The sequence below is a fragment of the Sphingobacterium sp. B16(2022) genome (assembly GCF_012030425.1).
GTDB lineage: Bacteria > Bacteroidota > Bacteroidia > Sphingobacteriales > Sphingobacteriaceae > Sphingobacterium > Sphingobacterium anhuiense.
Genome location: NZ_JAAUVN010000003.1, coordinates 302,297 through 317,430, shown reverse-complemented (window position 1 = coordinate 317,430; position 15,134 = coordinate 302,297). Strand labels below are relative to the sequence as shown.

General features: G+C 35.3%; 12 protein-coding genes. 8 read left to right on the top strand and 4 right to left on the bottom strand.

What is annotated here, in order from left to right:
* Window positions 1-14 precede the first annotated feature (14 nt).
* The gene (gene dnaK, locus HCX49_RS15945; RefSeq protein WP_132769309.1) at window positions 15-1,919 is read right to left on the bottom strand and encodes a molecular chaperone DnaK; all 1,905 of its coding nucleotides are present in this window, start codon (window positions 1,917-1,919) and stop codon (window positions 15-17) included.
* Window positions 1,920-2,132: 213 nt separating this feature from the next.
* On the opposite strand from dnaK, the gene HCX49_RS15940 reads away from it, so the two are divergent.
* Complete coding sequence (locus tag HCX49_RS15940) at window positions 2,133-2,687, top strand: thioredoxin family protein (RefSeq protein ID WP_021190152.1); 555 nt, start codon at window positions 2,133-2,135, stop codon at window positions 2,685-2,687.
* A gap of 18 nt (window positions 2,688-2,705) precedes the next feature.
* On the opposite strand, the gene HCX49_RS15935 is transcribed toward HCX49_RS15940, so the two are convergent.
* On the bottom strand, window positions 2,706-3,614 hold the full coding sequence (locus tag HCX49_RS15935; RefSeq protein ID WP_168127621.1) for a GLPGLI family protein: 909 nt from the start codon (window positions 3,612-3,614) through the stop codon (window positions 2,706-2,708).
* Entirely contained in the window at window positions 3,607-6,279 is a 2,673-nt protein-coding gene (locus HCX49_RS15930) for a TonB-dependent receptor domain-containing protein (protein WP_021190149.1), read from the bottom strand. The genes HCX49_RS15935 and HCX49_RS15930 overlap by 8 nt, the downstream gene beginning before the upstream one ends.
* A 194-nt stretch (window positions 6,280-6,473) precedes the next feature.
* Here HCX49_RS15930 and HCX49_RS15925 point away from each other — a divergent pair, with 194 nt between their 5' ends.
* The 3 genes from HCX49_RS15925 to HCX49_RS15915 all read left to right on the top strand — a co-directional run bounded on the left by HCX49_RS15925 (window position 6,474) and on the right by HCX49_RS15915 (window position 8,926).
* Window positions 6,474-6,827, top strand: a complete 354-nt coding sequence (locus HCX49_RS15925) for an MmcQ/YjbR family DNA-binding protein (RefSeq protein WP_021190148.1) — start codon at window positions 6,474-6,476, stop codon at window positions 6,825-6,827.
* A 150-nt stretch (window positions 6,828-6,977) separates the two neighbouring features.
* Window positions 6,978-8,120: a PCMD domain-containing protein gene (locus HCX49_RS15920; protein WP_168127620.1), complete on the top strand. Its 1,143-nt coding sequence runs from the start codon at window positions 6,978-6,980 to the stop codon at window positions 8,118-8,120.
* Window positions 8,121-8,149: 29 nt separating this feature from the next.
* Window positions 8,150-8,926, top strand: a complete 777-nt coding sequence (locus tag HCX49_RS15915; RefSeq protein WP_168127619.1) for a porin family protein — start codon at window positions 8,150-8,152, stop codon at window positions 8,924-8,926.
* A 162-nt stretch (window positions 8,927-9,088) separates the two neighbouring features.
* Here HCX49_RS15915 and HCX49_RS15910 read toward each other — a convergent pair whose 3' ends face one another.
* Complete coding sequence (locus tag HCX49_RS15910; RefSeq protein ID WP_045752411.1) at window positions 9,089-10,051, bottom strand: isopenicillin N synthase family dioxygenase; 963 nt, start codon at window positions 10,049-10,051, stop codon at window positions 9,089-9,091.
* A gap of 288 nt (window positions 10,052-10,339) precedes the next feature.
* Here HCX49_RS15910 and HCX49_RS15905 point away from each other — a divergent pair, with 288 nt between their 5' ends.
* Genes HCX49_RS15905 through HCX49_RS15890 form a run of 4 tightly spaced genes read left to right on the top strand, consistent with a single transcriptional unit; the run spans window position 10,340 to window position 14,889 of the window.
* Window positions 10,340-10,789: a MarR family winged helix-turn-helix transcriptional regulator gene (locus HCX49_RS15905; RefSeq protein ID WP_021187929.1), complete on the top strand. Its 450-nt coding sequence runs from the start codon at window positions 10,340-10,342 to the stop codon at window positions 10,787-10,789.
* A gap of 37 nt (window positions 10,790-10,826) precedes the next feature.
* Window positions 10,827-13,253, top strand: coding sequence for a 3-hydroxyacyl-CoA dehydrogenase/enoyl-CoA hydratase family protein (locus HCX49_RS15900; RefSeq protein ID WP_132769299.1), 2,427 nt, complete (start codon window positions 10,827-10,829; stop codon window positions 13,251-13,253).
* 42 nt (window positions 13,254-13,295) lie between these two features.
* Complete coding sequence (locus tag HCX49_RS15895) at window positions 13,296-13,658, top strand: four helix bundle protein (RefSeq protein WP_132769297.1); 363 nt, start codon at window positions 13,296-13,298, stop codon at window positions 13,656-13,658.
* A gap of 55 nt (window positions 13,659-13,713) precedes the next feature.
* Window positions 13,714-14,889 carry an acetyl-CoA C-acyltransferase gene (locus tag HCX49_RS15890; RefSeq protein ID WP_132769295.1) on the top strand — a complete coding sequence of 392 codons (1,176 nt, stop codon included), beginning with the start codon at window positions 13,714-13,716 and terminating at the stop codon, window positions 14,887-14,889.
* Window positions 14,890-15,134: the final 245 nt, after the last annotated feature.

Here is a 15,134-nt window from a genome sequence, read left to right as displayed (position 1 = left end):
TAAAAGGAGTGTAATTATTTGACTTCTTCGTATTCTACGTCAGTTACGTCATCACCACCTTGGTTACCACCATTGTTTGCTTGACCAGCATCACCTTGAGGTTGTGAACCACCTTGTGAAGCAGCATACATCTCTTCAGAAGCAGCATTCCAAGCATTGTTTACTTCTGCAGAAGCTGAATCGATATCAGCAAAACTTCTTGCTTCAAAAGCAGCTTTCAATTTTACTAAACCAGCTTCGATAGCCGCTTTTTTATCTGCTGAAATTTTATCTCCGTATTCTTTTAATTGTTTTTCAGTTGAGAAAATCAAAGCATCTGCACCATTGATTTTATCAGCTTCTTCTTTCATTTTTTGATCCGCTTCAGCATTTGCTTCAGCTTCTTCTTTCATTTTTTTGATTTCTTCGTCAGATAAACCAGATGAAGCTTCAATACGGATATTTTGCTCTTTTCCAGTTGCTTTATCTTTAGCAGAAACTTTAATGATACCATTTGCATCGATGTCGAATGTTACTTCAATTTGAGGAACACCACGAGGAGCAGAAGGAATATCATTTAAGTGGAAACGGCCAATCGTACGGTTTTGAGCAGCCATTGGACGCTCTCCTTGTAAGATGTGGATTTCAACAGATGGTTGATTATCAGAAGCAGTTGAGAACGTTTCAGACTTTTTAGTAGGAATAGTTGTATTTGCTTCAATTAATTTAGTCATCACACCACCCATTGTTTCGATACCTAATGATAAAGGAGTAACGTCTAATAATAATACGTCTTTCACTTCACCAGTTAATACACCACCTTGGATAGCAGCACCTAATGCTACAACTTCATCAGGGTTAACACCTTTAGAAGGCTCTTTTCCGAAGAATGCTTTTACTGCATCAACGATTGCAGGGATACGTGTAGAGCCACCAACTAAGATGATCTCATCGATATCACCTGTACTGAATCCAGCATTTTTCAATGCAGAACGACAAGGATCAATTGTACGTTTGATCAAATCAGCAGCTAAGCTTTCAAATTTAGCACGTGATAAAGGACGAACTAAGTGTTTCGGGCCTGTTGCATCAGCAGTGATGTATGGCAAATTGATTTCAGTAGAAGTTGTGCTTGATAATTCAATTTTAGCTTTCTCAGCAGCTTCTTTCAAACGTTGCAATGCCATTGGATCTTTTTTCAAGTCAAAGCCATTGTTTTCGTTTTTAAACTCGTCATTTAACCAGTTGATGATTACATTATCAAAGTCATCACCACCTAAGTGTGTATCACCGTCAGTAGATTTAACTTCAAATACACCATCACCTAATTCCAATACTGAAACGTCATGTGTACCACCACCACAGTCAAAAACAACAATTTTCATGTCTTTGTGTGCTTTATCTAAACCATAAGCTAAAGCAGCAGCTGTTGGCTCGTTGATAATACGTTTAACTGTTAAACCAGCGATTTCACCAGCTTCTTTAGTTGCTTGACGTTGTGCATCATTGAAGTATGCAGGAACTGTAATTACAGCTTCAGTTACTTCTTGACCTAAGAAATCTTCTGCAGTTTTCTTCATTTTTTGAAGAATCATAGCTGAAATTTCTTGAGGTGTATATTTACGGTCGTCAATTTCTACACGTGGTGTATTGTTGTCGCCTTTTACTACATTATAAGGTACATGTTGCGCTTCATTTACAGACTCATCATAAGATAAACCCATAAAGCGTTTAATAGAGTAAATAGTTTTAGTCGGGTTTGTGATCGCTTGACGTTTTGCTGGATCACCTACCTTACGCTCGCCACCTTCAACAAAAGCAACGATAGAAGGGGTTGTACGTTTACCCTCATTGTTAGCAATAACTACCGGTTCGTTACCTTCCATTACAGCAACACATGAATTGGTCGTACCTAAGTCGATTCCTATTATTTTAGACATATTATATATATTTATTTTTTACTAATCTGTTTGTTGTATACCTACCTAATCAACCCTTGTGCCAATCATTTTGTTTTGATGAAAATGAATAAAATTGACAAGTAAACGTCAGAATTGGTGACAAACTGTCATTTCTATGTTTCTTTATTTCGTCTGAATTGTGCAAATGGCAAAATTTTGTCATATTGTATCCCAAAATATAAAAGCTAATATATGCAGTTCGAAGAATACGTATCCTATTTTAAAGCTATCGTAGAAAATCCCGAGAATTATGAAGGTTATCAAGACGAAGAAATCTTTAATTACACCAAATTAAATTGGTCGAGAATGAATCGCTGGTTGAAAAAATTTGAACCCAATGCTGAAACAGCTTCATTTATGAACGGGATTGCAACCAAGCAACATTGGATCTTAATAACAGAACCATGGTGCGGTGATGCCGCTCATTCTGTCCCCATGATTTACCAGATGGTGAAGAGTAATCCATTGCTTGTTCTGGATATACAGTTACGTGATTCGGAACCTTATACAATTAACCAATATTTGACCAATGGCGGAAAGTCTATTCCTAAATTAGTGATTCGTAATGAGCAAGGTGATGACTTGGCTGTATGGGGACCGCGCCCTCAGGGCTGTACAGATCTATTTGTTATGATGAAAGGTAAAGGAGCTGAATTTAATGACATTAAAGAAGAGATTCAAAAATGGTATAATCAAGATAAAGGAGTTGCCATACAGGAGGAATTAGTTGACATACTTAGTCGATAACTGATTAGAGCAGATTCTTTAATAAAGAATCTGCTCTAATATTTGTCTTCTTTGTTGCGCATCACTGTTACCTCTTCCCCTAAACATACTGCCTGAAAGCAATTTGAAAAATTCGTTGGATGACATCTCTTTTGCTTTTTTATCTTTCCACGAACTTGAAACCTGATCAGTGGTGAATTTTACCTCAGTCGCCCAATAATTGATATGCATTTCAGGAACAACAAGTCCCAAGATCATTCCGGGCAATCCTCCTGTTAATACCGGCCCTCCTGAGACAGGAATCTCTTCTGAATAAAAAGCGATTAGATAGAGTGAATCTTTCGTCGCCCCATTTACACGTCTACATTCATACCCTGAAATTGTTCTAAACTCATCTGTGAATCGCCATGTAACATCCTGAAGACTATCTTTTATAATAATTTTTTCGTCAATTTGAAGCTGTACTTCAGAAAGCTTAGCTTTAAGGTTCTGAAAATAAGTTTTATCGCCCATTCTGTTGTTTCCTCTGCCCATGCCACGCATACCGCCACCTCCATTTGTGCCTGTTCGTTGATTGGCTCCTGCATTCCCTCGTCCTCCTGCATTCCCTCGTCCTCCTCCTGAACTTCTTCCAACTCTTGTATTTGCTGGTGAGGTATTGGGTTTTGTTGGCGTTTCTTCTGCATTGGACTCCATCAATGTCTGGTTCTCATCAAACTTCAGAACAAAATTGGATGTAGAACTTTCTGGCATTTCATCGATGTTTCCCATGTACATCATACCTCTATTACCGTTTCCACCATGCTTAGCCATCAATTCTCGCATTCTCGCTTTCGTATACACCACTTTTTCAAAATTGATGGTTCCCTTTGTTGCAAAGTAAGCATGTTGCGCAAATGCATCTGTGCCAAATAGCAAAAGAATGAAACCTATTAATAATTTAGTCATTTTTCTTTCCTAATTTTTTGTTAAAATCCCATTTCAATCCAAGCATGAAATATTGAGTAAGCATCTGTTGTTGTGATTCCGAAAATTTACTGCTGTCAAATGAGCGATTGGTAGTATTGAATGTTTTAAAAATATCAAATGCTTTTAAGCTTAATTGTAGGTTATTGCTCATCAATTTCTTATTTAATTCCATATTCATATAAAATTGATTGATAGCTTTAGTGTATACTTTGTTCTTACCCGTATATCCGTAATTAATAACCTGCACCAGATCAAATTTAAAGGGTAGGAAGTATTTGATATCCGTATTGATATTTGCTCTCAGACTATTACTGTTTAAATCAGGTTGTAAAAGAGTCTCCACACGATCAACACCTATATTCGTAAAGAAGTTGAAGTCAATAACCTTAGAATTTTGTTTATTTAATCCAAAACCTGCACTTGCATTGTAGTTCTTGGAATTGTTCAATACACCATTCAGAAAGTCGTAACTATTTCCATAACTTAAATTCGCATTTGGATTGAACTGAAGTAAATTATTAAATAAAGGTTTACTATAACCAGAGTATACTCTAGCGGACCAGTTTATTTTATCTCGTATGTTTTCATAATTACTGGTTGTCACCCCTTCAGAATCAAGGATTCTCTTATTTGCAATCGGATTATGTGTTGTTGTAATACCCGCATTGATATTGAAGCTCGAACTTCTTAAAATGCTAAAGGTATTAAAATTTAAATTATAAGAGTTTTCAGTTGATTTCTTTAAATCGGGGTTTCCTAATTGTACAAATAATGGATTTGTCTGTGGTTGTAAGGCTATCAATTGTCCGAACGTCGGAATTCTGTTCGATGTACCGTAGCTAAGCATCAAATTTTTGTTTAAAGACAATTTGTAATTAACATTCATATTCAGGTTATTATCCCAAAAGTTGCGATTGAGATTAATATCACGATAGGTGTCAATTAATTTTTGATTCCTATAGCTCATCGTATTTGATAGGTTAATATTGAGTTTGTCTTTAATGTTGTAGTTTAACTGAATATTTGCACCCTGATTGAAATTTTTGTTTTCTTCATTTTTAGAATATAATGAATCTAACAACGTATATTCACCCAGTCCATTGGCATTTAATGATCTATTTAGACTTTTTGAAACGCTACTGTTCATCGTATATCCTACAGTTAGGTACAAGTCTTGAAGTAATTTCTCATTTAAATTTAGAGAAGCACCGATTCGATTGTTCTTCGCTTCGTTTACACGTTTTTGATCTATAGTATCAGCTCTGTTAAGCGCGTTGTTTTTATAATAGTTTGTAATCGATTTTGTTTGACCAATAGATTCACTTTGTGATAATTGCGTATTAAACTGAACATTAATAGACCGTCCATTATTGTTTAATCTTCTTCTATAATTAATACGGAAATCGGCATTATCATTATTTCCCTTTGAGCTGTTATTTTCATCAAAAGTGTTCGTTAGTGTAGTGTCATTAATGGTGATCCTACGGTTCGACGTACTTTTAGTATAGGTGTCTGATTTGCCTGCATTCAATTGAACGTCTAGATTTTGGATAGAATCGATTTTGAATCGTACCTGTGTTCTGACATTGTTATTTTTTGTATCGTTATCGGAGCTGTTACTTCCTATTGTTTCTTGTGTTTTGTCTTCAAATAATTCCTTAACGTTAGAAGTTCGTTCATTAGTAGCGCTGTTGTTGTTGAAATTATAACTGGAATTTAATGATAATCTTTTCTTTAGAAATACATTATCATAATTTACGCCAATATTTTTATATTCAGGTTTACCTTGAATGCTGGCATTGGAACGGATCCTTGAATCATTTCCCCCTCCCATATTGTTCCAGTTTCCGGTTAGTCCTATACGTTCAGAACGATTGAATTTAGCGGCAAATAAACCCGCGTCAAATAAATGTTTAGTACCAATTGTAGCATTCGCATTTCCGAAAATACCTTTTCTAGCTTCTTCTTTAAGCACCACATTAACCGTTTTGATACGTACGCCGTCATCCACTCCCGTTAATTCAGCTTCATCAGATTTTTTCTCGTATACCTGTACTTTGTCAATAGCATCTGCTCTAACATTGCGAATCGCAATTTTAGGATCATAACCAAAAAATTCTTCACCATCTATCAATACCTTTGAAACTGTTTTCCCCTGAGCAGTAATAGTTCCGTCCGAAGATACAGTCATACCGGGTAACCTTCGGAGAAGGTCTTCCAATTTTGCATTTTTTTCAGTTTCAAAACTACCGGCATTATATTCTATTGTGTCACCTTTAATTTTTATTGGTAGTTTTTGCGTAATAACAACCTCTTCAAGAACATTGGCTCGTGAACTTATCTTAATATCATGTAAATCAATCTTGCTATCTTCTACATTTATAATGTCACTGTATAGTTCAAATTTTGGATAAGTCACAAGTACGCGATAAGCACCTTTTTCTGGGGGTTGAATATTGAAACTACCTTCCTCGTTTGTGCGTGTAAATACTTTCAAAATAGAATCTTGTGCCGTAAGTAAGATTACTGAAGCATTGAAAAGGGGCTTGTTTTCGCCTCGATCTATAACCTTACCCTTAATAGAAGTTTGTGCGTAACTTAATGATGTGCAAAAAAATAATAGGAGGAAAAATATCCTGTTCATAATGCTATTTAGGTGAAGTTATGTGTCAAATATAGAATATTAACCGGTTCTTAATATTTGTGTAATCAGAATGTTATAAAAACAGAGCATTATTTACAATAATTAACATTTTTTGTTTTTTTATAATCTTTATCAGCAGGCTGTACATTGGGTAAAATAATAATTATTTCTTAACTTTCAGAAAAAATCCAAACATGAATATCGAAGAATTACGCGATTATTGCATAGCAAAAAATGCAGTAACAGAAGAACTTCCATTTGGTCCTGATACACTGGTTTTTAAAGTTGCTTCTAAAGTTTTTCTATTAGTTGGGTTAGATCAATTGGAGGGACTATCTTTTAATGTTAAGTGTGATCCAGAGTATGCTATTAGTTTGAGACAGGAATTTCTGCAGACAGTTTTTCCAGGTTATCATATGAATAAGAAACATTGGAATACAGTTCATGCAAATCGTGAATTAACAGACCAAAAGTTATTGGAATTAATTGATCATAGTTATGATCTTGTATTTGCATCATTGCCTAAAAAAATAAAAGAAAATCTTTAATAACAGTTGAATTTCCTTTAATTGTCAAGTTTTAGAGACAAAGGTCTTTTTTCTCCACGAAATTTAAGTTGTTACCCCAACAATCTTAACTTTGCGCCACGTTAATAATTCTCACAATTAACGATATTTTACATTAAATATTAATTTATTATGGAACAAAAACGAATTCTATCGTTTATGATTTGTATTATGCTGTTTTTTGGATTAAATGGCTGTATTAAAGAAGAGGCATTGAATACAGAAGCTGATATTGAACAGGCGAGTATTCTGAATGGAGATTTAGCACTTAGTACAGCACCTTCTATAGGTAATAATACGATTATTTTTAAACTAAAACGCTTTTCTGGTAGTTACGTACATACGCCTGAGTTTGTGTTGACACCAGGAGCGACTATCTTGCCAAAAAGTGGTACCGAACTTGATTTTTCACAACCTCAAAAATATACGGTAACTTCTCAAGATGGTGCATGGTCAAAGACTTATACAGTCTCATTTGTAGTTGACGAAGGCGCTAATTTTTATGGTGCATTTGAAAATGCACAAGTTGTTGATACAGATAATCCTGTAGGTCATTACCATCAGTTTTTTGAATTAACAGCAGGCGGTCAGAAAAATATTATTTGGGAAACAGCAAATGAGGGATATAATATTCTTGCTGGTACATTAGTGGGAGAGGATAAAGATTTAATACCATCTTTCTATCCAACTTCGCAAGTAACAGACGGTTATCTTGGTAATGCTGCTAAATTAATGACGAAAGATACCGGTCCATTAGGCGGGATGTTCGGTTCGCCATTGGCTGCGGGTAATCTGTTTGTTGGGGAGTTCAGGCTTACTTTTCCTACTGTTAATTCTACTCGATTTGGTATCTCGTACAACAATGATACTGCTCCGGTAGCATTAAAAGGTTTCTTTAAATATAAAGCCGGTGAAAAATTTGTAGATAATACAAAACCATCACAGCTCACTAAAGATACGTGGGATGGATATGCAATTTTATTTGAAAAATCAGCTGATTTAAATAAAAATTTCTTAACAGGTACACATGCCTTTAAAGATTCTCGGATCGTTAGTGTTGCTAGAATTGGAACAAAAGAACAAATTGAAACTGATAAATGGACAGCATTTAATGTTCCTTTTTCTTTTGTGAATGGTAAATCTTTTGATCCAGCTAAAGAATATATGTATACCATAGTATTCAGTTCAAGTAAAGAAGGAGATATTTTTAATGGTGCTGTAGGAAGTACTTTATTTATTGATGAGGTAGAGCTTGTTACAGGTCAAAAAAAATAATGATGAATATAAATAATAAAACTATTGTAATGAACAGAATACTATATGTTGTAGCTATTTGTTTAATGGTTACCCAATATGCCCAGGCGCAAGACAGTACAGTTAACAGTAACACAAATTTTTTTGATACAAATATTGATTACGCAGTGCAAGCGCAATTTAGTATAGGGGGCAGTAGTCCATTAGGTATGCCTCGTGAAATAAGAAAGATTGAAAGTTTTAATCCCGGGTTTAGTTTTGGTTTAGAAGCAAACGCTACTAAATGGATACATGAAAATGGAAAATGGGGAGTGCGATTAGGGCTTCGTTTTGAAGAAAAAGGAATGAAGACCAATGCCCGCGTCAAGAACTATCTAACAGAAGTGGTTAAGGATAATTCAAAAGTTAGAGGTTACTATACAGGAAAAGTACAGACAAATGTGAGTAATACATATTTTACTATACCTGTTTTGGCTGTTTATAAACTTTCGGATAAATGGAATTTATATGGAGGTCTCTATTTTTCAAGATTGATTGACAATACATTTGATGGATATGTATCGGATGGCTATTTAAGGCAAAATACACCAACAGGAACAAAAATATCGTTTGAAGACGGAAGTCAAGCTGCATATGATTTCTCGGACAATGTTCGGAAATTTCAATGGGGTACTCAACTTGGAGCAGAATGGAAAATGAATAAACATTTTAAATTATTGACAGACCTTACATATGGCTTCAATAATATTTTAGAAAAAGATTTCAATTCTATCGATTTCAGTATGCATAATATTTACCTCAACGTAGGTTTTGGTTATTCTTTTTAAACAGATTAATATGGATTTCCTGATTGATCATTGTCAAAAGGGAAATCAAGATTTTAATGATGTTAAAAATTAAAAATGGCCTGTTAAATTTTTAACAGGCCATTTTTGTTTTCTAATAAACAGTTTGTTTGAAAGGTTGGTCTTCTTTTTTATAAAAAATACTTACATCTTCAAACCGATCTCTCTCAAACGTTCATCTAAATATTCACCTGCAGTATAATCAGGATAAGCTTTTGGATAGGTTTCGCTAATGCAAGAATCTAAACAAGCTAAGCTCATTGATGCTTTAGGGTGTAAGAAGAAAGGAATAGAAAAACGAGAATTACCCATTAATTCACGCGGTGGATTAACGACACGGTGTGTAGTTGATTTTAATTTATTATTTGTTAAGCGCTGCAACATGTCACCAACATTGATAACGATATCTTCACCTTTAGCTTTAATAGGAAACCATTCACCGTCTTTTGTCATAACCTCAAGACCGTCAGCACTCGCTCCAATTAATAAAGTAATTAAATTGATATCTTCGTGTGCTCCGGCACGAACAGCATCAGGTGCTAATTCATCAGGATTTTGGATCGGAAAGTAATGGATTGCACGTAAAATAGAGTTACCGTTGATAACGAATTTTTCGAAATAATCTTCTTCTAGCTCCAAATAAGTTGCAATTGCTTTTAATAATTCACGACCAGTGTCTTCTAGTTTTTTATATACTTCGGCGGTGATTTCACTGAATCGGGGTAATTCGGCAACTTCCGGATTATCAGGAAAATCAGTTTTACTATATTCTTCACCAACGATTGTTTGTCCTCTTTGCCAAAATTCTTTCAAATCTGGAGTTGTGGAATCTTTTGCTTTTTCGCGACCTTTTGTTGTATACCCTCTTTGTCCGGCAAGTTCAGGAAACTCATATTTCAATTTTGTTTCTGTCGGTAATGAGAAGAATGCGGGTACGATTTGATACAATTCGTCTATTAGTTCTTTTGATAGACCATGATTAGCAATAGTAACGAAACCAGTTTCGTTAAAAGCTTTTCCAATGTCTTGGATAAATTGACCGCGCTGTTCTGAATTCCCCTCAGTAAAGTTTAACAAGTCAAGTCTCGGTATATTAACTAAAGCCATACGTTTATGTTTGTTTGTACAAAGGTAACCGATTTAATTTTGAATATAAAAACACAAATGTGAATAACTGTAGGGGTGTTTTGCTTAAGTTGTTGGTTTGTAGTTGTTAAAAGTTTTCCACATTTTGATAATATGGCATATTGTTGATTATAATCGGTATTTTAATACCTTAGTAAGGGACTATTCATTTCCGTCAAATATTTATTAAAAATTTAATATTAACTATTTGAAATCCAAAAAAAATAAATTAGATTTGTTATGCTTGCATAGTAAATAATAAAGCAAATTATGAGTCAAAATAAAACAATTGATTATTTTTTAAAAACAGGTTGGCAGACTATCGCTAATAAGTATAACCAGATTGCGACGCAGTATGGTTTTACTCAGGCTGCTGGTTATATTTTAATTAATATCCATAAAGAGGGGACCCCCGTATCACAGATCGCCAATTTAACAGGTGTGAAAACAACTAGTTTGTCTCGGGTGTTAAATAATTTAGAGAAGTTGGGATTTATTTATAGAGAAGCGAGTGCATCTGATAAGCGATCGGTTAAAGTGTATTTAACAGAGCTGGGTAAAGAAAAAAGAGAAATGGCAAAAAACGTCGTTCGTAATTTTAATCATTATCTCGAGGAAAATTTATCAGAGAAAGAGCGGAATCAATTGATGAAATCTTTAGCCAAATTAAATGAATTGGCGACTTCATATCAAGAAGAAAATAGTACCATCGATCAATAATAAGCTTAGCAATTATTGATAATAAACAATTAGATAAATGAGTAGAAACATTAGAAAAGTAGCAGTATTAGGTTCTGGAGTAATGGGCTCTAGGATCGCTTGCCATTTTGCTAACATCGGTATGGAAGTATTACTTTTGGACATCGTTCCAAAAGAGCTATTGCCAGCTGAAACAGCAAAAGGACTTACTTTGGATAGTAAGTTCGTTCGCAATCGCATTGTCAACCAGTCTTTAGAAACGGCTGTAAAATCTAATCCATCTCCTATTTATAGTAAATCTTTTGTGAAAAGGATTTCAACAGGAAATTTTGATGATAATATGTCTGATATCGCATCATGCGATTGGATCATTGAAGTTGTCGTTGAACGATTGGATATCAAAAAATCTGTGTTTGAACGCGTTGAACAATACCGAAAACCAGGCACTTTGATTACTTCAAATACTTCGGGTATTCCGATACATCTTATGACGGAAGGTAGATCCGAAGATTTTAAAGATCATTTTTGTGGTACACACTTCTTTAATCCGCCACGTTATTTACAATTGTTGGAAATTATTCCTACCCCCCATACAATAAAAGAAGTTGTTGATTTTCTGTTAGAATTTGGTGACAAGTTTTTAGGTAAAACTGTTGTTTTATGCAAGGATACACCAGCATTTATTGGCAATAGAATCGGTGTTTATTCAATGCTTGCTTTAACCCATCTCGTTGAACCGCTAGGTTTGACTGTGGAAGAAGTTGATAAGTATACCGGTCCAGCGATGGGGCATCCGAAATCGGCAACTTTCCGAACAGCTGATGTTGTTGGTTTAGATACTTTGGTAAACGTTGCTAATGGCCTCGCCCAGAATGCACCCAATGATGAAGCTAAAGGGGTATTTCAATTGCCTTCCTTTATAACTAAAATGGTTGAAAATAAGTGGCTAGGTGAAAAAACCAAAAAAGGATTTTACGAAAAAGTAAAAGATGCTTCTGGAAATTCAGAAATTCAATCTTTAAATCTGAAAACTTTAACATTTGGACCTCAAGGAAAGGTGAAATCTGCTACCCTGGAAGCTACAAAATTGGTGGAAGATATTCGCAAACGAATGAAAGTATATGAACAAGGGAAAGATAAAGCAGGAGAATTGTTCCGTGCCATGCATTATCCTTTGTTTGAATACGTATCTAATCGTGTACCTGAAATTACTGACGATTTTTTCCGTATCGATGATGCGATGCGTGCTGGCTTCGGTTGGGAGATAGGTCCTTTCGAGGTTTGGGATGCTTTAGGTGTTCGAGAGACAATAGAAAAAATTAAGAACGAAGAGAAACGTCTCCCAGGTCAACGTGGTGAAGTTTCACAATGGGTTCATGATATGTTAGACGCAGGTTGTGAGTCTTTCTATAAAATCGAAAATGGCGTTCGTCAATATTATGATATTGCATCAAAATCATACAAACCTATTCCAGGAACAGAAGATCTTATTGTTTTAGATCACATCCGTGAAAGCAAAACAATTTGGAAAAATTCCGGAGTTTCCATTATTGATCTTGGAGATGGAATTATCAATTGTGAATTCCATACCAAAATGAATACGATCGGTGGAGATGTAATTCAAGGCGTGAATAAAGCAATTGATTTAGCTGAAAAAGAATATCGTGGATTAGTAATTTCTAACGAAGGAAAAAATTTCTCCGCAGGAGCTAATATAGGTATGATATTCATGATGGCCGCTGAGCAAGACTACGATGAATTAAATATGGCGGTTCGTGCTTTCCAGAATACTTCTATGCGGATTCGCTATTCGTCCATTCCAGTAGTAGTAGCACCATTTCAAATGACATTAGGAGGAGGCTGTGAATTTTCAATGCATGCCGATTTTGTGCAGGCACATGCTGAGACATATATGGGCTTAGTTGAATTTGGAGTTGGTGTAATTCCAGGTGGCGGAGGTACTAAAGAATTTGCTTTACGTGCTTCAGATGAATATAAAGAAGATCAAATTGTTCAAAATACTTTAAAAGATCGTTTTTTGACCATAGGAACAGCAAAAGTGTCAACCTCAGCTATAGAGGCCTATGAGCTTGGATACCTGCAGCAAGGTAAGTATGCGATTACTATGAATAAAGCTCGACTTATTGCTGATGCAAAAGAAAAGGCTTTAGAATTAGCTAATGCAGGTTATATACAGCCCGTTCAAAGGACTGATATTAAGGTATTGGGAAAACAAGGATTAGGAATTGTCTATGTAGGAGCAAGTTCAATGCGTGCTGGAAATTATATCTCTGACCATGATAAAAAGATTTCTGAAAAATTAGGAAATGTTTTATGTGGCGGTGAGTTATCGGCACCAACAGAAGTCTCTGAACAGTATTTATTGGATCTAGAACGTAAAGCTTTTCTTGAGCTATGTGCAGAACGAAAAACTTTGGAACGTATCCAATTTATGTTAACAAAAGGAAAACCGTTAAGAAATTAGAGTATAAATTAGATTAGAGATTTGAGACATTAGATTTGAGATATGCATAATCTGAAAGAATTAAAGATTTGGAGTAAATCAATTGAATTAGCTACAAAAGTATATGAAGTAGTATCTCTTTTTCCTTCAGAAGAAAAATTTGGATTATCATCTCAGATTAAACGATCGGTTATATCGATTGCGTCAAATATAGCAGAAGGAGCAGGTAGAAATTCAGGAAATGAATTTATTCATTTTCTTGGAATTGCAAATGGATCATCTTTCGAATTGCAGACACAAATTATTATAGCACAAAATCTAAAGCTGTTAAAGGTTGAGCAAGCCGAACAGCTGTGTTCTCAAATTATAGAAATTCAAAAAATGATTTTTGGATTTTTGAATAAATTAAAAAATGATAATAAATAATATGTGAATTTTAACGATCTGATATCTTAAATCTCACATCTCACATCTAAAAATTATGGAAGCATACATTGTAGCAGGATATCGTACAGCAGTAGGGAAAGCACCTCGTGGAGGATTTCGTTTTATGCGTGCGGATGATTTGGCCGCTGATGTGATCAAGCATTTGGTGGCATCAGTACCCAACTTAAATAAAGAAGAAATTGACGATGTAATCGTCGGTAATGCGATGCCAGAAGCAGAGCAAGGATTGAATGTAGGACGTTTAATTTCTTTGATGGGCTTGCAAACGGATAAAGTACCAGGAGTCACTGTAAACCGTTACTGTGCCTCTGGGTTGGAGACAATAGCCACAGCTGTAGCAAAAATAAAAGCCGGAATGGCAGATTGTATTATTGCTGGCGGAGTCGAGGTCATGTCAGGAATGCCTTTTGGAGGATGGAAAATTGTTCCAAACCCTGAAGTAGCAAAAGAAAACCCAGATTGGTATTGGGGAATGGGACTTACAGCCGAAGCTGTTGCAAAAGAATACGGCGTATCTCGAGAAGACCAAGATGCATTCTCTTTAAAATCACATCAAAAAGCTGTTGAGGCTATTAAAAATGGTCATTTAAAAGATGGCATTGTTCCGATTACAGTAAAGGAAAACTACTTAAAGGATGGCAAAAAATTAGAAACAAGAGAATATGTCGTTGATACAGACGAAGGACCGAGAGCAGATTCATCGCTTGAGGCGCTTGCGAAGTTGCGTCCAGTTTTTGCAGCTGACGGTGTAGTTACTGCAGGTAACTCATCACAAACTTCAGATGGAGCAGCCTTTGTTTTGATTGTTTCAGAAGAAAAAATGAAGGAATTGAACCTAAAACCGATAGCACGTCTTGTCAGTTATGCCGTGGCAGGTGTTCCGCCACGTATCATGGGGATTGGTCCTATTGTAGCAATACCAAAAGCTTTGAAAATGGCAGGATTAAAAAAGGAAGATATTGATTTATTCGAATTGAATGAAGCGTTTGCATCACAATCTTTAGCCGTAATTCGTGAATTGGGTCTTGATGAAGAAAAAGTTAATGTCAATGGCGGTGCCATTGCTTTAGGACATCCACTGGGTTGTACTGGAGCCAAATTGACTGTTCAAATATTAAATGAACTGAAGCGTAGAAATAAAAAATACGGCATGGTAACCATGTGTGTCGGAACAGGGCAGGGAGCAGCAGGTATTTTTGAATTACTATAGATAGCGCAAATTTTAAGACTTCGACAGAGTATATGAAATGTTCTTTATCGAAATCAAATGGCACATTTTGAGGATGACTTGAGCTTTTCATCCAGATGTTTTTTTTAAATCGGACCATTTAAACTGATTTTAAGCTTAGAGATCAATAAGGTGACATATAGAGATGTACCTGTTTTAAATTAGAGAATAATATTTAACAATAGAAGCAAAGAAATAAGGTCTTAGTCTTTATCCTTTGCACTTTA